This window comes from Leifsonia sp. EB41, assembly GCF_041262565.1.
Classification (GTDB): Bacteria; Actinomycetota; Actinomycetes; order Actinomycetales; family Microbacteriaceae; genus Leifsonia.
On the sequence record NZ_JBGCCJ010000001.1, the window covers coordinates 1883425 to 1904856 of the forward strand.

General features: G+C 72.7%; 19 protein-coding genes. 11 read left to right on the plus strand and 8 right to left on the minus strand.

Annotated elements, in window-relative coordinates; translation table 11 throughout:
* The first annotated feature begins 11 nt into the window (after positions 1-11).
* Together ABH923_RS09185 and ABH923_RS09190 are read left to right on the plus strand one after the other, a co-directional pair.
* Complete coding sequence (locus ABH923_RS09185; RefSeq protein ID WP_370055055.1) at positions 12-857, plus strand: metallophosphoesterase; 846 nt, start codon at positions 12-14, stop codon at positions 855-857.
* On the plus strand, positions 854-1270 hold the full coding sequence (locus ABH923_RS09190) for a DUF3052 family protein (protein WP_370055056.1): 417 nt from the start codon (positions 854-856) through the stop codon (positions 1268-1270). Before ABH923_RS09185 ends, ABH923_RS09190 begins: the two co-directional genes overlap by 4 nt.
* 84 nt (positions 1271-1354) lie before the next feature.
* Here ABH923_RS09190 and ABH923_RS09195 read toward each other — a convergent pair whose 3' ends face one another.
* Complete coding sequence (locus ABH923_RS09195; protein WP_370055057.1) at positions 1355-2020, minus strand: TrmH family RNA methyltransferase; 666 nt, start codon at positions 2018-2020, stop codon at positions 1355-1357.
* Positions 2021-2133: 113 nt separating this feature from the next.
* Between ABH923_RS09195 and ABH923_RS09200 the strand changes: the two genes are divergently transcribed.
* Positions 2134-2934 (plus strand): HAD-IIA family hydrolase, encoded by an 801-nt coding sequence (locus ABH923_RS09200; RefSeq protein ID WP_370055058.1) that lies wholly within the window; start codon positions 2134-2136, stop codon positions 2932-2934.
* 13 nt (positions 2935-2947) lie between these two features.
* Here ABH923_RS09200 and ABH923_RS09205 read toward each other — a convergent pair whose 3' ends face one another.
* Complete coding sequence (locus tag ABH923_RS09205) at positions 2948-6064, minus strand: hypothetical protein (protein ID WP_370055059.1); 3117 nt, start codon at positions 6062-6064, stop codon at positions 2948-2950.
* Between the two features lie 410 nt (positions 6065-6474).
* The gene (pyrE, locus tag ABH923_RS09210; protein ID WP_370055060.1) at positions 6475-7023 is read right to left on the minus strand and encodes an orotate phosphoribosyltransferase; all 549 of its coding nucleotides are present in this window, start codon (positions 7021-7023) and stop codon (positions 6475-6477) included.
* Positions 7024-7087: 64 nt separating this feature from the next.
* Between pyrE and ABH923_RS09215 the strand changes: the two genes are divergently transcribed.
* Together ABH923_RS09215 and ABH923_RS09220 are read left to right on the plus strand one after the other, a co-directional pair.
* A complete protein-coding gene (locus tag ABH923_RS09215; RefSeq protein WP_370055061.1) occupies positions 7088-7933 on the plus strand; it encodes an exodeoxyribonuclease III in 846 nt (281 codons plus the stop codon).
* A 49-nt stretch (positions 7934-7982) separates the two neighbouring features.
* Positions 7983-8444, plus strand: a complete 462-nt coding sequence (locus tag ABH923_RS09220) for a hypothetical protein (RefSeq protein ID WP_370055062.1) — start codon at positions 7983-7985, stop codon at positions 8442-8444.
* Here ABH923_RS09220 and ABH923_RS09225 read toward each other — a convergent pair.
* On the minus strand, positions 8434-8625 hold the full coding sequence (locus ABH923_RS09225) for a hypothetical protein (protein WP_370055063.1): 192 nt from the start codon (positions 8623-8625) through the stop codon (positions 8434-8436). The two genes, ABH923_RS09220 and ABH923_RS09225, sit on opposite strands and share 11 nt — an antisense overlap.
* 132 nt (positions 8626-8757) lie before the next feature.
* Between ABH923_RS09225 and ABH923_RS09230 the strand changes: the two genes are divergently transcribed.
* On the plus strand, positions 8758-9768 hold the full coding sequence (locus ABH923_RS09230; protein ID WP_370055064.1) for a helix-turn-helix domain-containing protein: 1011 nt from the start codon (positions 8758-8760) through the stop codon (positions 9766-9768).
* A gap of 3 nt (positions 9769-9771) precedes the next feature.
* Here the strand turns inward: ABH923_RS09230 and ABH923_RS09235 are convergent, their stop codons facing one another.
* The 3 genes from ABH923_RS09235 to ABH923_RS09245 form a co-directional block, all read right to left on the minus strand.
* The gene (locus ABH923_RS09235; RefSeq protein WP_370055065.1) at positions 9772-11421 is read right to left on the minus strand and encodes a DUF11 domain-containing protein; all 1650 of its coding nucleotides are present in this window, start codon (positions 11419-11421) and stop codon (positions 9772-9774) included.
* Positions 11422-11552: 131 nt separating this feature from the next.
* A complete protein-coding gene (locus ABH923_RS09240) occupies positions 11553-12449 on the minus strand; it encodes an SDR family NAD(P)-dependent oxidoreductase (protein WP_370055066.1) in 897 nt (298 codons plus the stop codon).
* A 22-nt stretch (positions 12450-12471) separates the two neighbouring features.
* On the minus strand, positions 12472-13221 hold the full coding sequence (locus ABH923_RS09245) for a DNA alkylation repair protein (RefSeq protein ID WP_370055067.1): 750 nt from the start codon (positions 13219-13221) through the stop codon (positions 12472-12474).
* Positions 13222-13497: 276 nt separating this feature from the next.
* Here ABH923_RS09245 and ABH923_RS09250 point away from each other — a divergent pair, with 276 nt between their 5' ends.
* The 5 genes from ABH923_RS09250 (at position 13498) to ABH923_RS09270 (ending at position 21210) form a co-directional block, all read left to right on the plus strand.
* Entirely contained in the window at positions 13498-14958 is a 1461-nt protein-coding gene (locus ABH923_RS09250; protein WP_370055068.1) for a sigma-70 family RNA polymerase sigma factor, read from the plus strand.
* A gap of 79 nt (positions 14959-15037) precedes the next feature.
* On the plus strand, positions 15038-18130 hold the full coding sequence (locus tag ABH923_RS09255) for an isopeptide-forming domain-containing fimbrial protein (RefSeq protein ID WP_370055069.1): 3093 nt from the start codon (positions 15038-15040) through the stop codon (positions 18128-18130).
* Between the two features lie 44 nt (positions 18131-18174).
* Positions 18175-19659 (plus strand): SpaH/EbpB family LPXTG-anchored major pilin, encoded by a 1485-nt coding sequence (locus tag ABH923_RS09260; RefSeq protein ID WP_370055070.1) that lies wholly within the window; start codon positions 18175-18177, stop codon positions 19657-19659.
* Positions 19656-20549, plus strand: coding sequence for a class C sortase (locus ABH923_RS09265; protein ID WP_370055071.1), 894 nt, complete (start codon positions 19656-19658; stop codon positions 20547-20549). Before ABH923_RS09260 ends, ABH923_RS09265 begins: the two co-directional genes overlap by 4 nt.
* 4 nt (positions 20550-20553) lie before the next feature.
* The gene (locus ABH923_RS09270) at positions 20554-21210 is read left to right on the plus strand and encodes a class F sortase (RefSeq protein ID WP_370055072.1); all 657 of its coding nucleotides are present in this window, start codon (positions 20554-20556) and stop codon (positions 21208-21210) included.
* On the opposite strand, the gene ABH923_RS09275 is transcribed toward ABH923_RS09270, so the two are convergent.
* Complete coding sequence (locus ABH923_RS09275; RefSeq protein WP_370055073.1) at positions 21197-21361, minus strand: hypothetical protein; 165 nt, start codon at positions 21359-21361, stop codon at positions 21197-21199. The two genes, ABH923_RS09270 and ABH923_RS09275, sit on opposite strands and share 14 nt — an antisense overlap.
* Positions 21362-21432: the final 71 nt, after the last annotated feature.

Consider the following 21432-nt stretch of genomic DNA (forward strand, 5'->3'; position numbering starts at 1 on the left):
GGGTGGGCGGCGTGACCGACCGACTCCGGATCCTCCACCTCAGCGACACCCACCTCTACGGCGACGGCCGCCTCCAGTACGGGCTGGTCGACACGCTCGCCGCGCTCGACCGTGTGCTCGCCCGCGCCGGCGAGTTGGAGGCAGTGGACCTGGTGGTGGTGTCGGGCGACCTGTCCGACGACGGGAGCGCGGCGTCGTACCGGCTGCTGCGGGGACGGCTGGAGCCGTGGGCCGCGGAGCGCGGAGCGGCGGTCGCGTACGCGATGGGGAACCACGACCTCCCCGACGCCTTCGAGGACGTGCTCGGGGAGCGGGAACGGGTCATCTCGGTGCGGGGTTTCCGGGTGGTGACCGTCGACACGACCGTCGCGCGGGCCGGTTACGGACTGGTCGGCGAGGAACGGCTCGTCCGGCTTCGGACGGTGCTCGCCGAGCCGAGCGCGAACGGGACGGTCGTGGTGCTGCACCATCCGCCGGTCCCGCCGACGACGGGGTTGTTCGAGACGCTGCGGCTGGTCGACCCTGCGCCCGTGCTCGACGTCTGCTCGGCGGGGGATGTGCGGCTGATCCTGGCCGGCCACTACCATCACGCGCTCGCCACCTCGGCGGGCGTCCGCGGCATCCCGGTCGTCGTCGCGCCGGCCGTCGCCAACACGACGGACGTGCTCTGGCCGCCGCCGCGGGAGCGGGCCGAGCGCGGGGCCGGATTCGCGCTGGTTGAGCTCTCCGGCGACGGCACGGTGCGTTCGCAGTTCGTGCGCGCGCCCGCCGCCGGTGACGGCGAGACGGTCTACGACCTCGACGCCGACGCGATAGCGCGGATCGCGGCGGACGCCGGCTGGAAGGGCGAGGCGTGAGCGGCGGCGCGGGCTACTCAGGGACTCCGCTCTGGAAGAAGCTCGGGCTCAAGCCGGGAATGCGCGCGCAGCTCCTGCACGCCGACCCCGGCTGGGCCGTCCCCGTGGAGGACGGCCCGGTGGACGTGGAGTGGCTCGCGGAAGGCTCCGTCGAGCCGGCCGGGCTGATCGTCGCGTTCTACCGGGAGGCTGCCGACTACGTCGCCGAGCTCGACGCGCTGGCGCCGCGCATCCACCCGGCCGGGATGATCTGGGCGGCCTGGCCGCGGAAGGCCGCCGGCCACGTCAGCGACATCGACGAGAACCTCATCCGCGACGCCGCGCTCGCCCGGGGTCTCGTGGACGTCAAAGTCGCCGCGATCTCCACCGACTGGTCCGCCCTCAAACTCGTCCACCGCCGCACAAACCGCTGACCCCCCCTCCCCGTCTCCGCCGAGGCGGCGCAAAGTGGGGCCGAAATCGCCGAGACGGCAGAGAATCCGCCGCCTCGATGCTGCTCAGGCGAAGGGGACGTGCTGGAGGACCCAGGCGTGCATGGCGACGGCGGCCGCGGCCGACGCGTTGATGGAGCGGGTGGAGCCGAACTGGGAGATCTCCACGACGACGTCGGCGGCTTCCAGGGCGGCGTCGGACAGGCCGGGGCCCTCCTGACCGAACAACAGCACGCACTCGCGCGGCAGCGCGTACGTCTCGATCAGCACCGAGCCCGGCACGTTGTCGACCGCGACGATCGGGAGGTCGGCCTCCCGCGCCCAGGCGACGAACGCGGCCACGTCGTCGTGGTGGACGACGTGCTGGTAGCGGTCGGTGACCATCGCGCCGCGCTTGTTCCAGCGGCGCCGGCCGATGATGTGCACCGTGTCCGCCGCGAACGCGTTGGCGCTGCGCACGATCGAGCCGATGTTCATGTCGTGCTGCCAGTTCTCGATCGCGACGTGGAACGGGTGGCGGTGCTGGTCCAGGTCGGCGACCACGGCCTCCATCCGCCAGTAGCGGTAGCGGTCGATCACGTTGCGGGTGTCGCCGTGGCGCAGCAGCTCGGGGTCGTACCGGTCGTCGTCCGGCCACTCGCCGGGCCAGGGGCCGACGCCGTGCGTACTCAGCTCGGCGGACGGCGGCAGGTCGCTCGGAAGCTCGCTCGGCTGCGGGGTCTCGGGACTCACCGACTCAGAGTAGCTGGAGCAGGGTTACGGCATCCCGACAGCGGACCGAAACCCTCCCGCAACCCCCGGGCAATATGCTGGGGTCGTCACTTCACCATCGGAAGGGGTCCTGCGTGGCGCGACGCGACGAGATCGAATGCTGGCTGACCGACATGGACGGCGTCCTCGTCCACGAGAACTCCGCGCTCCCCGGCGCGTCCGCGCTGATCCAGCAGTGGCGCGACCAGGGAACGCCCTTCCTGGTGCTCACCAACAACTCGATCTACACCCCGCGCGACCTCGCGGCCCGGCTGCGCGCCTCCGGCCTCGACGTGCCGGAGGAGTCGATCTGGACCTCCGCGCTGGCGACGGCCGACTTCCTGAAGTCGCAGAAGCCCGGAGGCAGCGCCTACGTCATCGGCGAGGCCGGGCTCACGACCGCACTGCACGAGGCGGGCTTCATCATGACCGACACGAACCCGGATTACGTGGTCGTCGGCGAGACCCGCAGCTACTCGTTCGACGCCATCACGAAGGCGGTCCGCCTGATCGGCGCCGGGGCGCGTTTCATCGCGACCAATCCGGACGCCACCGGCCCGAGCGCCGAAGGCCCGCTGCCGGCGACGGGCGCGGTCACGGCGATGATCACCAAGGCGACCGGCGGCATGGAGCCGTACGTGGTGGGCAAGCCCAACCCGATGATGTTCCGTTCGGCGCTCAACCGGATCGGCGCGCACTCCGAGAACACCGCGATGATCGGCGACCGGATGGACACCGACGTCGTCGCGGGCATCGAGGCCGGCCTCCACACGATCCTGGTGCTGACCGGGATCAGCGACCAGGCCGAGATCGACCGCTACCCGTTCCGTCCGGACGAGATCCTGTCCGGCGTGAAGGAGCTGGTCGAGCCGGTGCCGGTCGAGACGGATCTCTGAGTCACGAGGCCGGTCAGCCGGTCGGACCCGGTCCCGCCACCGAGGACGTCAACGGCTGGCCGCTGGAGCGGTTCGCGAAGCAGTAGTAGGACCGCTGTCCACTCGTCCACTGCGCCTCGGTCGCCGGGAACGCACCCTGGACCTGGAGGTCGGGGTACGCGGCGGCGGCGCTCAGGTCGATCACGCCTGACGCCGTGCACAGCGTGTTGATCTGCTGTGCGAGCGCGTCGGCGCCCGGGTACGGCGCGGCCGGGTCGGCGGAGACGAGGTTCGTGTAGACGAGCTGCGCGGAGTGCGCGGCCGTGCAGTCCACGACGGTGAAGGTCTCCGCCCACGGGTTCGTGTACGGCTGGACGCACTCGCCGCCGCCGAGCGTGTTCCACGCGTGGGTGCCGGGCCCGACCGCCGCGGCGGGCTTCGGGCTGACCGTGGGGGTCGGCGTGGGCGTGGGCGTCGGAGTCCTGGACGGGGTCGTGGACGACGAGGCCTTCGGAGCGGCGGCGGACGCGCCGAAGAGCGACGGGAGGCGGGTGCCGAGCGCGAACAGGCCGACCAGGACGAGCAGGACCGCCAGGACGCCGAGGATGAGGAAGAGGCGGCGGTTGGTGGGCGGGCTTCCGGAGGACGGCGGGGCGGGGGGTGTGGAGATGGGAGGTGCGGGGGTGGTGGAGGTGGGGGAGATCCAGGGGGTGGCGGTGGGCGTCGGCGACGCGGGAGCGGCAGCGGTCGGAGCGGCACCAGCGGGAGCGGCACCAGCGGGAGCGGCACCAGCGGGAGCGGCACCAGCGGGAGCGGCACCAGTGGCGGCCGAATCGGCTGTCGACGCAGGCTGAGCGTCACTGGGCGGCGGAGTCGTGTCGCGGGCTGCTGCGGCGCCGTCGAACGCGACGGTCGGCGTGTCGAGGGCGTCGAAGGCCACGGTCGGGGTCAGGAGGGCGTCGAATCCGCCCGTCCCGGAGCCGACCTGCGGACCCTCCAGCCCGGCCGAGGGCTCGTCGAACGTGAACCCTGCGGAGTCCTCCTGCGCGGGGGTGGCGTGATGGGCCGCTGCTTCGTGCCGCGGGAGCGCGTCGGGCTCCGGCTGAGGGTTCTGCTCCGGCTCGGCCGCGAGCTCGGGGAAGAGGATGGCATCTATCCCCAGGGCAGCCGCGGGGAGCAGCGCCTCGGCGCCCGGCGTCGGCGTCTGGTCGGCCGGCTGCGAGGGCTCGCCGGAGGGAGCGGGCGCGGGGTGCCCGGCCGGCTCGGCGGATGACGGCTCGACGCGCCCGGTGGGCTCGCCGAAGAGCGCCTGATCGAACGGCGCCGGCAGACCCTGGCCGGCGGCTTCCGGAGCCGGGCGCTGGGCCTGGTCGGCTTCCTCGTCGTGCGCGTCGTCGGACTCCTCGCCGATGCCGAAGTCGCCGAAGAGCGCGGCGATGCCGTCCTGCTCCTCGTCGTCCGGCACGTGGGCGGCGTCAGACGCGGGAAGGTCGGTCGGTCGCTCCGGTGCCGAGTCGGCGACAGGCGCGAAGACATCCGGTCCGGCAGCGGAGGCCGCGGCGAGCGCCTCCGCGTCGAACGGACTGGTCGCGGGGGACGGCGGCGCGCCGAGGACCGCCTCCGTCTGGGCGGCCCCATCGAACGCGGCGGGCGCGACGCCCGGCTCGCTGAGGGGAGGCGGAGTCGGAGTCGGAGCGGCATCGTGGCCGTCGCCGGTGCCACCGGCCGCCGACCAGGCGGCCGCCTGAGCCTCCGCCGCGGCCCGCGCTGCCGCGGCCTGCTCCTCGGCGCGGGCGCGCTCGTAGGCCTCCGCCTGGGCCTGGGCGTCGGCTCTGGCCTGTGCCTCAGCCTGAGCCTGAGCCTGGGCCTGCGCCTCTGCCTGCGCCTGCGCCTGCGCCTGCGCCTGAGCCTGCGCCTCTGCCTGGGCCCGCGCCTCTGCCTGCGCCTGAGCGTGCGCCTCTGCCTGGGCCTGCGCCTCTGCCTGCGCCTGAGCCTGAGCCTCCGCCTGGGCCTGCTCCTCAGCCTGTGCGCTCTCTTCCGCGTCAGCCTGCGCGTCGGCCTCCGCCTGGAGCGCGTCCTTGCGGGTCAGCGGCGCAGCCTGGATCGGGATGATGCCCGTGGTGTCCCCGAGCAGCGGGCGCGGAGCGGGGCGCTCCTCCTCGAACATCCCGAGCAGCGCCGCAAGCCCGTGGCCCTCGATGGGACCGGTCGGGGTGGGGTCGGATGTTGCTGGCTCAGTGGTGGCGGGTTCGACCGCGGTCGGCTCGAACGCTGCGGGCTCGGGCGCTGCGGGCTTGGGCGCTGCGGGTTCGGGCGCTGCAGGCTCGTGGGTGGTGAAGCCCGGCACCGCGGGATCAGGTGTGGTCTGCTCCAGAACCTCGTCGGGACCGGAGAAGCGGTCGCCGACCTCCGGAGGCTGCGGCATGCGCAGCGCGGCCACGAAGCCGCTCGGCTCGAACGGCTGGGTCGGCGGCGTAGCAGCGGGTGGGGCCGGCTCGGTCGGCGCAGCAGCGGGTGGGGCCGGCTCGGTCGGGGCGGCGGGCGGCACCGGCAGCGGGACCTGCGGCACCTGCGGCTCCCGCGGCGCCAGCGCGGCGGGCGACTCCGACAGCACGGCCGACGCCTCCTGCGGCGTCAGCGCGGCGCGAGAATCCCGCACCGGGGCCGGCGACTCCTCCGACGTCGGCTCAGGCGTGGCGCTCGGCTCCGACACCGGGGCAGACGGCTGCTCGGGGATCAAGGAGGGCGCGGCGCTCGGCTCCGACTTCGGGCCCGGCACGGGTAGAGCGACAGTCGGCTCGGCTCCGGGCTCCGGGGCAATCGGAAGAACCGTCGTCGGCTGCGAGGGCGTCGGCTCGACGAAGTTGGAGCGGCGGACGGGAGGAACGTCGTCCTGGCCGTCCGGGGCCTCGGCCTGGCCGAGCACGGAGGGCGCTTCGGGCTCCGGGCTTTCGCGGGACGTCAGGTTCCAGGTGAAGCCGGGCGCGGTCGGGGCGATGGGCGTTGCGTCCGGAAGGGCGGCGGCGCTCTCGTCGGCCGTGGGCTCGGGAGCGTCCGGTTCGCGGAGGAGGTCCTCGAACGCGGACGAGGGCGCGGGAGCGGACGGGACGGGAGCCGACGGGACGGGAGCGGCGGTCTCAACCGGGGCCACGGGCTCAGCCGGCGCCGCGGGCTCGTCAGGAGTCGGATTCGGCGAGGCGAGAGGCCAGACCGGCGCGGAACCAGCGGGCTCGGTCGGGGCAGCACCGGCAGGCGCAGCAGGCTCCACTGGGGGCTCGGGCGAAGCCGGCGCGGCAGCCTCCATCGGCGAAATGGGGGAAGCGGGGAACGCGGGCGCTGGATCCGCGGACGGAGCCGGCTCCTCCGGCTCAGACCCCGCAGCCCGCGAAGCACGCGACTCACGCGCCGCACCCGGCGCCGGCGGACGCGTCAACGGGCGCCCGCCACTGAGCTGCGCGAGGAACCACTCCGAGCTCCCCACCTCCGGCTCCGTCTGCTCCGGCTCGGACGGCTGCTCCGGGTCCGGCTGCTCCCCCGCCGGGGGTTCGCGGTGTTCCGCCACTACGCCAGCCCCAGATCCTCGAGGCCGATGGCGGCGAAGTAGGGGTAGCCGGCCGACTCGATGACCTCGCGCGCGCCCGTGTTGCGGTCGACGACCACCGCGACGCCGGCGATCTCGGCGCCGACCTTCTGCAGGGCCTCGATGGCCTTCAGGGGGGAGCCGCCGGTGGTGGAGGTGTCCTCCAGGACGATCACGCGCTTGCCTTCGAGGTCCGGTCCCTCGACCTGCTTGCCGCGGCCGTGGTCTTTCGGCTCCTTGCGGACGACGAAGGCGTCGTACGCGAGCCCGCGCGCGGCGCCCTGGTGCAGGATCGCGGCGGCGACCGGGTCGGCGCCCATCGTCATCCCGCCGACCGCGACCACGTCCGGCACCTCCGCGATCAGGTCGATCATGACCTGGCCGATCAGGGGCGCGACCCGGTGGTCGAGGCTCACCTTGCGCAGGTCGACGTAGTAGGTGGCCTTCTTTCCGCTGGTCAGGGTGAAGTCCCCGTGGAAGACCGCCTCGGCGGAGATGAAGTCGATGAGCTGCTGTCGTGCGTCCGTCACGTCTGACATTCTACGGTTAACCCGTTCCGGCAAGGAGGTCGGCGGTCCCCGATACGATCGGGGCATGCGCGTCGCCACCTGGAATGTGAACTCCATCCGCACCCGAGTCGCCCGGGTGGTGGACTGGATGGTCCGGGAGGACGTGGACGTCCTGGCCATGCAGGAGATCAAATGCAAGCCGGAGCAGTTCCCGTACGAGGCGTTCGAGGCGGCCGGTTACGAGGTCGTCCTGCACGGCCTCAACCAGTGGAACGGCGTCGCGATCGCCGCCCGGCTGCCGATCGAGGACGTCGAGATCGGCTTCCCCGACATGCCCGGGTTCTTGAAGGACCACGACGGCCCCGACCTCCCGAAGGAGGCCCGCGCGATCGGCGCGACGGTCGACGGGGTGCGGCTGTGGAGCCTGTACGTCCCGAACGGGCGCTCGCTCGACGACCCGCACTACGTCTACAAGCTGGACTGGCTGGCCGCCCTCGCCGCGGACACGCAGCGCTGGCTGACCGAGAACCCCGGCGAGCAGCTCGCGTTGATGGGCGACTGGAACGTCGCGCCGCTCGACTCCGACGTCGGCGACCCGAGCCTGGTCCCCGGCGCCTCCACGCACATCTCGCCGCCGGAGCGCACGGCGTTCGCCGCGTTCGAGAAGGCCGGCCTGACGGACGTCGTGCGGCCGATCGTCCCGGACGGCTACACGTACTGGGACTACAAGCAGCTCCGTTTCCCGCGCAACGAGGGGCTGCGGATCGACTTCATCCTCGGCTCGGCGGCGTTCGCCGACCGGGTGACGAACGCGAGCATCCACCGCAACGAGCGCAAGGGCGACGCCCCGAGCGACCACGTGCCGGTGCTGGTCGACCTGGCGGAGGCCGCGACCGAGGCGGACGACGACGACCGGCCGATGATCTGGTGATCTCGCCGCGCTGATTGCGCCGCGTGCCGCGAGGCGGTATCCCGGACTCATGCGCACTGAGCCGCCGCGCCCCCAGGCCATCGCCCTTCTGGTCGCCTTCGGCGTGCAGTTCGCGCTGGGGATGCTGCTCAACCTGTTCGTGGAGCTCCCGAAGACCCACCCCGGCAGCACCGGAGGCGAATACTTCACGCGGTCGTTCACCAGCCTCGGCTGGGCGCTCAGCGGCGGCGCGGGCCCGGCGCTCCTCGTCCACGCGTGGCTCGCCCTGCTGCTCGCGCTCGGGACGCTCGCGCTGTTCGTCCGCTGCGTGGCCGGACGCGTGCGCGGCTGGCGTTGGCTCACCGGCGTCGCGGCCCTCTTCACGGTGGGGGCGTTCTTCAACGGGATGAGCTTCGTGGACTACGGGGAGGACTTCAGCTCGGCGATCATGGCGGGGTGCTGGCTGATCGCGGTGTCGTTGCTGGTGACGGCGGTGGTGCGGCGGGGGCGGGAGGCCGTGGTCAGCGCGTGAGGTGGGTGGCCGGTGCAAGAAGCCCGGTGGTGAGCGCCGGCACCGAGAAGAGGGTGACCTTCAGGTACGGGCTCGAGTACAAGCACATGTCGGTGGTGGTGCAGCCCGGGCCGATGATGCTGACGCCTCGGCCCTGGATGTTGGGGCGCGTGCCTACGACCGCGCCTGTCTCCGCATCCACGACGGTCACGGTGTCGAAGCCGCCGCTGGGCTGACCCGCTGCGCGGCTCTGCTAGGTTCTCGTCCCAAGGAATGTCATATCTCACGGTGAGCGCTCGCCGGGAGACCGGGAACGAGAGAACGGGCCGTCACCATGAAGCCTGGGGAGCAGCCGCCGGATCGGAGGTTCGCGCGGGTGGTCCTGAACTACGACGACACGCGCCGACGGTTCAGCGAGACCACGGTCCCGCTGCTCTGCACGACCACGGAGTCGCAGTCCTTCCGCACGGCCGTGAGCGGCGCGATCGTCGGCGGCATCGTCCTCAACGCCGTCAGCGGCTCGCGGCACACGGTCGAGCAGCCCGACCAGCACGGCGGGAGCGAGACCGGCGCCAACACGATGATCCACATCCAGCTCACCGGGGAGAGCACGCTGGACCAGGACGGCCGTGCGGCCGTTGTGCGGGCCGGTGACATCACCGCGTACACCGCGGCGCGCCCCTTCCTGCTCGACCACGGCGGGGAGAGCCTCATCGTGCGGATCCCGCACCGCGCGCTGCCGGTCCCCGCGAGCACCGTGGACGACGTGGTCGCGGTGCGGTTCGAGCGGGAGCGTCCTCTTGTCGGCATCGTCCATCCGCTCGCCGTGCAACTCGGCCGCACCGCCCACCGCCTCGAGGGCAGCGCGGGCCGGCGCCTGGTCGAGAGCGCGGTCGGGATGCTCGGCGCCGTCGTGGTGGAGACGCTGCAGGATCGGGAGAGCGACACCCGGGAGTCCCAGCTCGACCAGGTCATCGAGTACATCGAGGTGAACCTCTCCCGGCCCGACCTCTCGGTGGCGGAGATCGCGAGCGCCAACTTCATGTCCGTGCGCAAACTCCACGCGCTCTTCGCGGAGCACGACAGCACCGTCGCCGCCTGGGTGCGGTCGCGGCGCCTGGAGCGCTGCCGGAGCGACCTGGCCGACTCGGAGTTCGGCGCCCTCCGGATCAGCGAGGTCGCTGCGCGCTGGGGGTTCAAGGACGCAGCGCACTTCAGCCGGCTCTTCGCGGGTCGGTACGCCACGTCGCCCCGTGAGTTCCGGGCGTCCGTCGCGGGCGTCGCGGCGCGCGGACGCGTGGCGGGACCGCGCACGGCCCCGCCACTCGTCGCTGTGCCGCTCTAGCGGCTACGTCCAGCTCGACCGGCGCTTCAGCGCCTGCCCGAGCGCTAGGCAGCCGCTCGTCACCAGCAGCACGACGGCGAGCGCCGCCAGCGTCCACGCGTTGGTGAGCGCGTCGCCGGTCGTCGCGAGAGCCCCGGCCGGGGCGGCGTTCGAGCTCGCCGGGGTCACGATCTCCTCGTCGACCGTCCCGGGGTCGAGCGGCGGGACCACGATGTCGGTGTCGTCGTCGGTGCAGACGGCGCCGCTCACCGGGTCGTCCTCGCAGACGCCCTCGGAGGTGATGGACGCGGTGTTCACGATCGACGTGCCCTGTGCGACGTCGGCGCGGATGTTCGCCGAGACGACGACCTCCCGCTGCTCCCCCACGGCCAGCTCGCCGAGGTCCCACACGAGCGTCGAACCGGACGACGCCGCGCTGGGCGCGACCGAGGACTCCACGAAGTCGAGGTGCTCGGGGAGCTGGTCGACCACGATCACGTCCGGTGCGGGGAGGTCCCCGACGTTGGCCGCGACGAGCACGTAGTCGAGGCGCTCGCCCGCGGTCACGACCGTCCGGCCGTCGTCCTTGGCGATCGAGACGGCGGGCAGGGTCAACGGGTCCTGCGGCGGCGGACCGACCGGTGCGGGGTCCTCGGCGAACGGGACCTCGAAGGGGGCCGCGAACAGGTTGGAGAGCACCGTCTTGATCTGGTCGTTCGCCGCGCGGACCCCGCTGCCGAGCGGCGACCCGGCGCCCAGGGAGTGCGTGAACGTCTTGTGGAAGCCGAGCGTCACCGGCTTGTCGAGCGGCTTCTTCTTCGCGACGCGGATGCTGCCGTCCGCCGAGGTCGTCGCCCCCAGGTAGTCGCCATAGCCGGGCGTGGAGGTGGCGGGGTCGACCTCCAGGGTGAAACCGCGGAGGGCGTCGGCGTCGGTGAGGGTGACCCGGTCGGCGAACGTGATGGGGTCTGACGCGAAGTCCGGAGTCGCCTCGAAGCGCGCGAGCAGCGCGTCGAGCTCGGCGTGGAGCGCCGGCAGGTCGACGCCGCCCACGGAGAAGTCGCCGCGCTCCAGGTACGGCAGCGGCTCGAGGAGGTTGTCCTTAGCGAACAGGTACCAGGCCTCGACCTGCGCCGCGAGCATGATCTCCGACGCCTCGGCGGTGGTGAAAGCCAGCGGCCGGCTGCCGTCGGTGGCGATCGAGAGGCCGCGCTCCTGCGCCGCCTGGAGGCCCGCGTTGAGGACCCGCGAGATGCGGACCGCGGTCTCCGGCGGCACCACGGTGGCGAGGTCGAAGTACTCGGACCCGTCCGGCACCTGGTAGTCGACGTGCAGGACGTCGATGCAGACGAGGATGCTGTCCGGCCGGTACGTCCCGGTCGCCGGGTCAACGCCCAGGAAGTAGTAGGGCATGCCCCAGACGGGCGCGCCGCTCGCCAGCCTCAGCTTCGGGGTGTGCAACCCCTCGTGCGCCTTCTCGATCCGGTCGACGTCGAGGTCGACACGGCGGTAGGTCGACCCGAGGAGGGTGTCGGTCGCCTCCCAGTGGAGGCCGGAGAAGTCTCGTCGGGCGGCCTCCGCGCGGGTCGCCGACGCGGTGAGCCCGCCGAGTGCGACGCCGAGCGTGACGACGAACGCCAGGGCCGACCCGATCCGTGTTCCGATTCGTTTCATGATGCGCTGCCTTTCGAACGAACGGGCCCGGTTTCGGCCCGCGCATCCAGGCTCGGCGGCAGGAGCGGCTCGGCGGCGCACTGCTGCACGGATATCCAGGTCCGGTCGCGAGACCGGCACGGATCGTCACATCAGCGGCCGGTGAACTCGTCCATCGAGCTGTAGACGCCGAACAGCCGCCCGACGGCGTCCCAGGCGCGGGTCGGGAGGACACCCTTCAGCGTCTTCGCGAGACCCACCGACCACGGCAGCAGCAGGACCGGCTTGCCCGCGAGCATCGCCCGCCAGACCCGGTCGACCACGTACTCCGGGGTGAGGATGGGGGTGAGCAGCGGCCCGCGGGCGCCCTCGAACATCCCGGTGTCGATGTAGCTCGGCGCGACGGTCGTCACCTTGACGTGGCCGTAGCCCTGCTGCTCCAGCTCGAGGCGGAGGCTGTCGCTCCAGTTGATGACGGCGGACTTGCTCGCCGCGTAGACGCTCATGCGCGGGTTGGACACGGTGCCGGCCGCGGAGGCGATGTTGACGATGCGCGCCTCGCGGGCGCTCGCGATCATCCCCGGCAGGAACTCCCGCGTCGTGTACATCGGCGCCAGCGCGTTGACCTGCATGGTCGCGCGGGTGTCGTCGCCGTTGTCGTGCTCCCAGAAGAACTTGCCGCGGACGATGCCGGCGTTGTTGACCAGCACGTCCACGCCGTCGAGCTCCTTGCGCACCGACTGCGCGGCCTGGGCGATCCCGCCCAGCTCGCGGAGGTCGACCACATACGGGTGGATGCTCGTCCCGGAGGCCGTGCCTCCAGCGCCCGAGCTCGGCGAACCGGCGGGCGCTCCCCAGGCCGTGACGGTTCGGCCCGCGAGCACCTCGGCGCGCAGCCGATCGGTGAGCCGGGTGAGGCCGGCCTCGTCGCGATCCCAGAGCACGACGTCGCGGGCGCCCTCCCGGACCGCGCGCTCCGCATAGAGGAGGCCCATCCCGGACGCCGCGCCGGTTATCAGGACCCGTGCGCCTCGAACCGTTCTCGCCATTGGTCCATCATCTCAGGCCCCCTCAGCTCCGGCGAGGCACCGCCCGATACGCGGCCCTCGTCGCGGCGTCGAGGTGCTCGGTCGCGTACGCGAGCATCGTGCGCGGCATCCGGCCGGCGTGCTCGTCGAGGAAGCCGGTGAGCAGCGCGCGGTCGACCCGCTTGCCGGTCTCGCGCAGCATCCAGCCGACGGCCTTGTGCATGAGGTCCTCGGGGTCGTCCAGCAGACGCGCGGCGAGCTCCAGCGTCGTGGAGGCGTCGCCCGCCTTGAGGAAAGCGAAGGTGGAGAGCACGGCGACCCGGCGCTCCCACAGCACAGGGCTGGCGGCGAGCTCGTCCAGCGTCCCGCGCGGGCGGTCGAGCAGGAACTCGCCGAGCACGAACTCGGCGGAGGCGTCCACGAGGTCCCAGTTGTTCACGCGGCCGTCGCGCACGGCTTGGAGGTAGAAGGCGGCCAGGCGCTCGCGCTCGGCGTCGTCGCGGGTGCGGACGCCGCTCGCCCGGGCGAAGGCGGCGTTCAGGACGATCAGCCCGGCCAGCCGGTGCTCGTGGACCGGGCTGTCCAGCAGCGCACGGACCTCCGGGAGCGCCAGGCCGGCGAAGCGCTTCGCGACCGCGCGGGTCTGCGGCACACGCACGCCGAGGAAGACGTCGCCCTCGCCGTACTCCCCTGGGCCGGTCTTGAAGAAGCGCTGCAGGAAGACGGCGTCGGCTGGGTCGGCCACCGCGGCGAGCGCCTCCCTGACGGCGCCGGCGGTCTGCTCCGTGGTCATGAGAGCACTGTAGGGGCTGGTGGCGACGGCAGCCGGGTTCGCGGGGTGCCCGGCCTTTCCCGAACGCACCGGCACCCCGCGAGCAGCCTCCCCTCGAGCTGCACCGGTCGGCACGAGTGACGAACCGGCATGTGAGAGAGCGGGCCTCCGGGAATCCATGACGCGGCGGAGGGGTGAGATTCCGCGCGATGGGATTCGTCATGAAACCGGCGCCCGGCGCTCTCTCAGACACGGCCGTCGCCCGGCGACGCCGACCAGTCCCGATCTGGAGAGCCCGTGACCCGTCTCGCTGCCCGCAAGGACGCCATCGATGCCCTGTCCGACAGCCAGCTCGTCGACCGCACCCGCGGCGGCGATCAGCGCGCCTACGCCGAGCTGTGGCAGCGGCACTATCGCGCCGGCGTGGCCGTCGCGCGCTCGTACACGACCACGTTCGACCCGGACGACCTGGTGTCGGAGGCGTTCACCCGGATGTTCGCGGCGATCGCCGACGGCGGCGGCCCCACCAGCGGCTTCCGGCCCTATCTCTTCACCGTGATCCGGAACACCGCGGCGAGCTGGGGTCGCCGGGCATCGCACGAGATCGCGATCGAGCACGCCGAGGAGATCGAGGACCTCCGGTTCACCGAGGCGACCCGGCTCGATGCGTTGGACCGTTCACTGGCGGCCACCGCCTTCCGCGCCCTCCCGCCGCGGTGGCAGGAGGTGCTCTGGCACACGGAGGTCGAGGGCCTGCCGCCGCGGGAGGTCGCCCCGCTGCTCGGGATGAGCGCGAACTCCGTGGCGGCGCTGGCGGTCCGGGCCAGGGAGGGGCTGCGCGCCGCGTGGATCCAGGCCCACCTCGCGACGGTGCCCGAGGGCTCGGAGCACCACTGGGCGATCGAGCACCTCGGCATCGGGTTGCGCAAGCGGCTGGCGGCGAGCGTGCAGCGCCGCCTGGACGCGCACCTCGAAGAGTGCGCGGACTGCCGCGTCGTCGCTGCGGAGGCCGCCGAGGCGAACAGGCACATCGGGTTCGTGCTCCTACCGCTCGCGGCGGCCGGCGGTGCCGCTGGGTACGCGAGTGGCGCGGGGGATGGCGAGGCTGCCCCGGCGAGCGCTGCTGAACCGGCGGCCGGCGCGGGATGGCGGGCGTGGGGGTCGAGGGGTGTCGTGGCAGGGGCCGCCGTCGTCGCGGCGACCTCGATCGTGGCCGTCTCGCTCGGGGTCGCGCCCCGCGAGACGGCGCCTGCGCCGGTGGCGGACCTCGCGACGCCGTCGGCGACGGCCGCGCCCGGAGTCCCGGATGCCGTGGGTTCCGAGGGGAAGCCGGCTCCGGCGCCAACGCCCGTCGCTCCTCCGGCGTCGGTGCCGGATCCGGTCCCGCACGCAGCCGCCGATGACTCGGCCGATGGGGCCGCCACTGCGCGGGCGACTCCCGGCGCGGTCCTCGCGCCGACCGCACCGCCGACGCGGACTCCCCTGTCGACGCCGACGCCACGTCCGACTCCGACGCCGACCCCGAGCCCCACGCCAACTCCGAGCCCCACGCCAACTCCGAGCCCGGCGCCAACTCCGAAACCGACCCCGAGCCCGACGCCAACACCGACGCCAGGTCCGGCTCCGACACCAATCCCCACGCCGACCGCCCCTTCCCCACCGGACGGTCGCGCGCCCGCACGCACCCACACCCACTGGCACGGTCAGCGAACTCACAGGACGGGCAGCGTCACGCCGAGAGGTGAAATCGCTCCCTAACTTCAGAACCAGTCGCGATCACCCGATCCGCGCCCTGCTGGTCCGCACCCGAAGACCCGAGCCCTCGGAGGACCCCGACGTGCCTGCGCCCACCCTGCACTCCGCTCGCGCGGCCGCCGCACGCGCAGCCATACGCCGGTCCGTCGTGCGCCGGCTCGCCGCCGTCGTCTCCGCCCTCCTCATCTGCGCGGTCGCCCTGGTCGCGGGCGGCCCGGCGCTCGGCGCGGGCGGCTCCGCCAGCCTGTCGGTGACGATCACCCCCACGACGACGCCGATCCCGGCCGGCGCGACCGCGCAGTGGACCGTGAACTACCAGTGCTCGTCGGTCGACCCATCGGTCACCTCCTGCGCGAACGCAGTGATCACTGTCACCGTCGCCAGGCTCTCGCCGCAGGGCCACGCGATCGCCTGCACGGTGGGCGGCTCGACGGCGAACGGCGACTTCAACGCCACCTCCACCGGCTTCATCGGCTCGGGCGCGGGCAACAGCATCCCGGTCGGCGCATCCGGTCAGCTGACGTTCGCGTGCAAGACGGCCGCAGGCACCACGCCCGACCAGTCGACCCTCGTCGCCTCGGCCACGTTCAGCTCCGACTCGGCCGGCGCACCGGCAACGGCCACGGCGGCGCCGATCGTGATCACGGCGAAGCCCGTGCTGAACGTCACCAAGGTCCTGGAGGGCGACTCGGTCCTCGACGGGATCACGGCGTACCAGATCTCGGGAACCTCCAACGACTTCATCACGGCCAACGGCGATTGGAACACGACTGATCCCACCCTGGTGGACACCCTTCCCGCGGGCGCGGTCTTCGTCAGCGCCACCAACGGCGGCGTGTACGACGCGGCGACCAACACGATCACCTGGCTGGGCAGCACGTCCGCCACCGTCGACGTGACCTATCCCTCCAGCAGCTTCGGCCCGACCAGCACGGTGACCAACACGGCGAAGCTCACGGCGACGACCGTCACCGACCCGACCACCGTGTCGGCGACCGCGAGCGTGACGCACACGTTCGCGAACGCTTCGGCCGGGTCCGGCCTCTTCACGAAAGCCGTGTCCCCGAATTCCGCGGCCAAGAGCGCGATCTTCAAGACGGCCAACTACAACTGGAACCTCCAGGTCACGAACACCGGCCAGGTTCCGATCGGCGGCACGCTCTACGACTATCCGCCGTGCGACAGCGCACCGCTGAGCAACTCGCTCCCCCAGGACTGCCGCACCCCCGGTTTCACGATCACCCGGTTCGAGAGCGTCCCGTCCGGGTCGGTCTTCACCTTCTTCCTGGCCGATGGCACAACCCGGACCGTGACGAATTCCGCGGACGTGACCGTTCCGTACGTCGTTCCCGCCGGCTGGCTGATCGCGGGCTACTCGATCGCGCTGCCCTCGTACGCCGTCAATCCGGGGACGACGCTCTACATCAACGTGGACGGCCATCTGACCGCGGGCGACGGCTACGTGCCGACGACGCAGACCAACTGCGCCCAGTGGTCGATCACGAACGCGCCGCCGACGCCGATGGCCACCCTCGACGACAAGGACAAGTCGTGCGCCGTGGCGTACTTCACGAACGCGGCCGCGTCGCTGGTGATCCACAAGTCATACACCGGCGGCCCGAACGCCCTGCTCTCGGGTCAGGTCGCACCGTGGAGCCTCCTCGTCTCCAACACCGGTGCTGCCGGTGATGCGCACTACCTCGACGCCCCCGTGCACATCACCGACACGCTTCCGGCCGGTGTGAGCTACGTGCCGGGCAGCGCGGTCGTGACCAGCGCCTCCGGCTCCTACACCTACGACCCCGCCTACACGACGGCCGGCCTGACGGTGGCGCTGAGCGGGCAGACCCTGACGTTCTCCTTCCCGCCCACGGCGATCCTGAACCGGCAGCAGGCCTTCACGATCCAGTTCTCCACGGTCGTGAACCCCGGTGTGGGAGCCACGACGCAGACCAACACCGCCAGCGTCTGGGACGACGCGGACCCGACCTGGGCGCCGACCCCCAGCAACGGCACGACGTCGAGCGCGTCCTTCGCGACCGGGACGTCCGCGCAGGCCGGCGCCCAGAAGGAGGTCAAGGGCCAGTTCGACAACCAGTTCCTGTTCTCGGTCCCCGGCTCGCCCGCTGTCGGCACCTCTCCGGCCGGGGGGACCTCCCAGTGGCGGCTCAACATCGGCTCGCTCGGCTCGACGCCGATCAGCGACCTGGTGGTCTACGACGTTTTCCCCTCCCTGGGTGACACCGGGGTGTCGGGAGGCCAGAGCGGCGTCGCCCGCGGCTCCCAGTTCCAGCCGACGCTCGCGGGCGCGCTGACGCTCCCGGCGGGCGTGACGGCGATGTACTCGCTCAGCACGAACCCCTGCCGACCCGAGGTCTACCCGAACCAGCCGGCGGGGTGCGGCCCTGCCTGGCTGACCGCCGCCCAGGTGACCGACTGGACGCAGGTGCGCGCCGTCCGCATCGATGCCACGGCGCTGACGTTCCAGCCGGGCCAGACGGTGGAGGTCGACTACGCGATGAGCCTTCCGGCGTCGGCCACCCCGGGCCAGGTCGCCTGGAACTCGCTGGCGTACGCGGCCTCCAGCCCGAGCGGTCCGCTGCTCCCGGCCGAGCCGGTGAAGGTCGGCATCCGGGTCGCGACGCCGCCGGCCGTCACGATCACGAAGACCGACGCCGCGGGGAACCACGCGCCAACCGCCGCCACCGCGGTGACGCTCGACGCGACGAAGACGACCGGCCTCGCGTTCACCGTGACGAACACCGGAGGCGAGCCGTTGCAGAACGTCACGGTGAGCGACGCGATCATCGCCGGCTCGGCGACCGTCACCGGATTGAGATGCACCTTCCCCGACGGGTCGACCGGCACGCAGTGGGCCGGTCCGCTGGCGGTCGGCGCGACCGTCCGCTGCACCGCGACGCTGAGCGCGCTCGGCTTCAACGCCGTCCACGCCGACGACGCGACCGTGACCGGCACCGGTGCGTTCACCGGCAAGCCCGTCACCGCCGACGACGAGTACCACGCGCAGACGCCGGGCGCTCCGGCGATCGTCCTGCCGCTCACCGGAGGCGTCGGCACCGACGTCGTCGCCTTCGCGGCCATCGGGACCTTCGCCGTGGCGGCCGCGCTGGCCGCGTGGCAGGTGCGGCGCCGGACCCGCAGGCTCCCGCGCTGAACGCGACGGAACCTTCCTCCACCCGAACACAGAACAGGAACCCCATGACCCTCACGAGAAGACTCACCGCCGCGATCGGCGTCGGCACGCTGGCCCTGCTGGGCGCGGCGGCGTTCGCCGGGCCCGCGAACGCGGACACGACCGGCGGCAACGCGCCGGCGGGCCCGTACACCCTGACGATCACGAAGCTCCAGAATCCCCCCGGCGGCGGAACCCCCACCGACGGCTCCGCCCAGACAACAGGCCCCACGAGCGGCCTCACGCCCATCCCCGGCGTGGTGTTCAGCGTCGCGCCGGTGAACGGCGTCGACCTGACGACTCCCGCGGGATGGACCACCGCTGCCGGCCTGACGGTGAACAGCGCCGGCCAGGTCGTCGGCGGCGGCACCACCTACACGACCGGCGCCGCGACCGCGCTGCCGGCCAGCGGGAGCTCGGGCGTCACCTCGTACACGACCTCCACGCCGGCCGTGTACGAGGTCACCGAGACGAATGCCCCGGCCGACACAGAGCTCGGCGCTCCGTTCCTGGTGACGCTGCCGCTGCCGCAGGGCGGGAACTGGCTGACGAACGTGTTCGTCTACCCGAAGAACACGGTGCAGGGAGCACCGGTCAAGGCGGTCGACGACACGGGCGTCTACGGCGTCGGCGCCTCCGTCACCTGGCGCGTGGCGTCCACCGTCCCGAACCAGGTGGCGGGGAACGCGTTCACCCAGTACTCGCTGTCCGACCCGCTGGACGCGCGGCTGACCCCGCCGGCCCCGGCGACGGTGACGGTGTCCCTGGCCTCCTCGACCGGCACGGCGATCACGCTGCCGGCGGCGGACTTCACGGTCGGAGTGTCCGGACAGACCGTGACGGTGGACTTCACCGCCTCCGGTCTCGCCCTGCTCACGGCGAACCCGGGCGCGGTCGTCACCGCCACGATCCCGACCGTGGTCGGCGCGGTCGGCAGCGGGACCATCCAGAACATCGCGGACCAGACGATCGGGACCCAGACGGGCACGACCGTCACGACGCCCTCCAATCCGGTCCAGGACACCTGGGGTGACCTGAGCCTCCACAAGGTCGACCCGAACGGGAAGGCCCTGGCGGGCGCGCAGTTCCAGGTGTTCACCTCCGCGTCGGACGCGCAGACTCTGACGAACCCGGTCGCGGTGAACGGAGCCACCACCTTCACCTCCGACGCCTCGGGCGCCGTCGCGATCGACGGCCTGAAGGCGCAGAACGACGGCGCCGGCGCCGACCTGACCTACTACCTCGTGGAGACGCAGGCCCCGGCCGGGTACACGATCGCGCCCGCGTTCGCGCAGGCCGCCGGCGGATACGCGCAGACGGTGGCGCCGGGCTCGGCCAACCCGACCGTGACGGTCACCGACCCGCAGGCGCCACCGATCGCGCTGCCGCTGACGGGCTCCACCGGGACGACGGTCTTCGTCGTCGGCGGCCTCGCCCTGGCGGCCCTCGCGGTCGCCGCAGCCGTCCTCGTGGTCCGTCGCCGTGCCCGTGAGGAGGAGCCGGCCGCGTGACCTCCTCGCAGCACGGGCGGGCCGCCACCGGGGGACGGTGGCGGCTCTCCGCCCTGTCGGCGGCGGTCACCGTGCTGTGCCTCCTGGGGGTGAGCGTCGCGCTGTACCCGGCGACGGCGAGCTGGTTCAGCGCCGCGCAGGCGGCCGCCCGGCTCGCCCAGTACGGCGACGCGGTGACGGCCATCAGGCCCGCCAGCCGCCTGCAGGCGCTGAAGGAGGCCGCGGCGTACAACTCCGCGCTCACCGGCGGCGGGGCTGTGCGGGCGAACGAACGCGTGCCCGTCGGCACCGCCGCCGCGCTGCCGCAGGGCTTCGACTACGACCGGCTGCTGGCCGCGAACGCATACGGCCTGATGGGTCGCATCGTCATCCCGTCCATCGGCGCGGACCTCCCGATCTATCACGGCACCGGCGACGCCACCCTCGCGGAGGGCGTCGGGCACCTGGAGGGCACGTCCCTCCCGATCGGCGGCCCCGGCACCCACGCCGTGCTCGCCGGCCATCGCGGTCTCGCCTCGGCCACGCTGTTCACGAACCTCGACCGGCTCCACGACGGCGACACCTTCACGCTCTACGTCTTCGGCGAGACGCTCACCTACCGGGTCTCGACCATCGCGGTCGTGGACCCGGACCAGACCAAGACCCTCGACCCGGTGGCGGGTGAGGACCTCGTCACCCTGGTGACCTGCACGCCGCTCGGGATCAACAGTCAGCGGATCCTCGTGACGGGCGAGCGGGTGACGCCGACCCCGGAGGCCGCGGTCGCGCGCGGGCATGAGCCGGCCGCCGGACCCGGGTTCCCGTGGTGGGCCGGTGGATTCGCGGGCGCGGTGGTGGCGTGCGCCGCGTACCTCTGGTGGTCGGGCCGGCCCAGGGTGCGCCGTGGGTAAGCGAATGGCCTCCGCTGCGCGCCGCCGCCGGCCCGGCCCGGTGCGGCTCGCGATCGCCCTGCTGCTGTGCGCTGTGGCGGTCATCGCGGGCGGTCTCGCCGTGTCCGCGTATCTCGGCGGCAGCAGCCGCCCCATCGACATGCGCGGGAACCCCGTCGACCTCCCGGCGCCGTCGCGAGCAGTGCAACAGCGGACCGACGCTGTCGCTCAGGTGGCCGGGATGACCCTGCGCGTGCCGTCCGCCGGGCTCACCGTGCCGCTCGGCGAGCTGAACGAGGTGGACGGTGTCATCGACCCGCCGGGGTTCTCCTCCGCCTACCTGGTGCGCAACTACGGCACGCAGCTCGACCGCGCCGGTCTCGGGACGGTCTTCGTGGTGATGCACTCGTGCCGCGGCGGAGCGGTGTGCCCCGGCAACTACCTGACCGATCTGACGGCCGGGACGGCGTCGGTCGCGGTGGGGGCCGACGTCTACGTGGGCGGCCTCCACTACCGGGTGACGGGTTCGGAGACGGTCTACAAGCCGGACGTCCACGCCGACGCGACTCTCTGGGCGGACGTCCCCGGACGGCTGGTGCTGCTGACCTGCCTCCAGACGCCCGCCCAGACCGCGTCCATCGACAACCTGGTCGTCACGGCTCAGCTGGTCACGACGCGGTGACCCCCGGAGCACCGAACCGCGCCACCCACTCGGCGTAGGTGTGGTCCTGCCCGATGAGGCAGTCGCAGGAGATGAGGATCCACTCGCCGGAGCGGGAGGCGAGCATGCGCTCGACGTGCGTGGTGGCGCCGGGGTTCGTGCGTGCGGTCATGTTCAAGAGACCTGCACGTGCGCCCGCCATGACGTTGCAGCGTTTTCATGCGCGATCAGCAACCTGCGCGC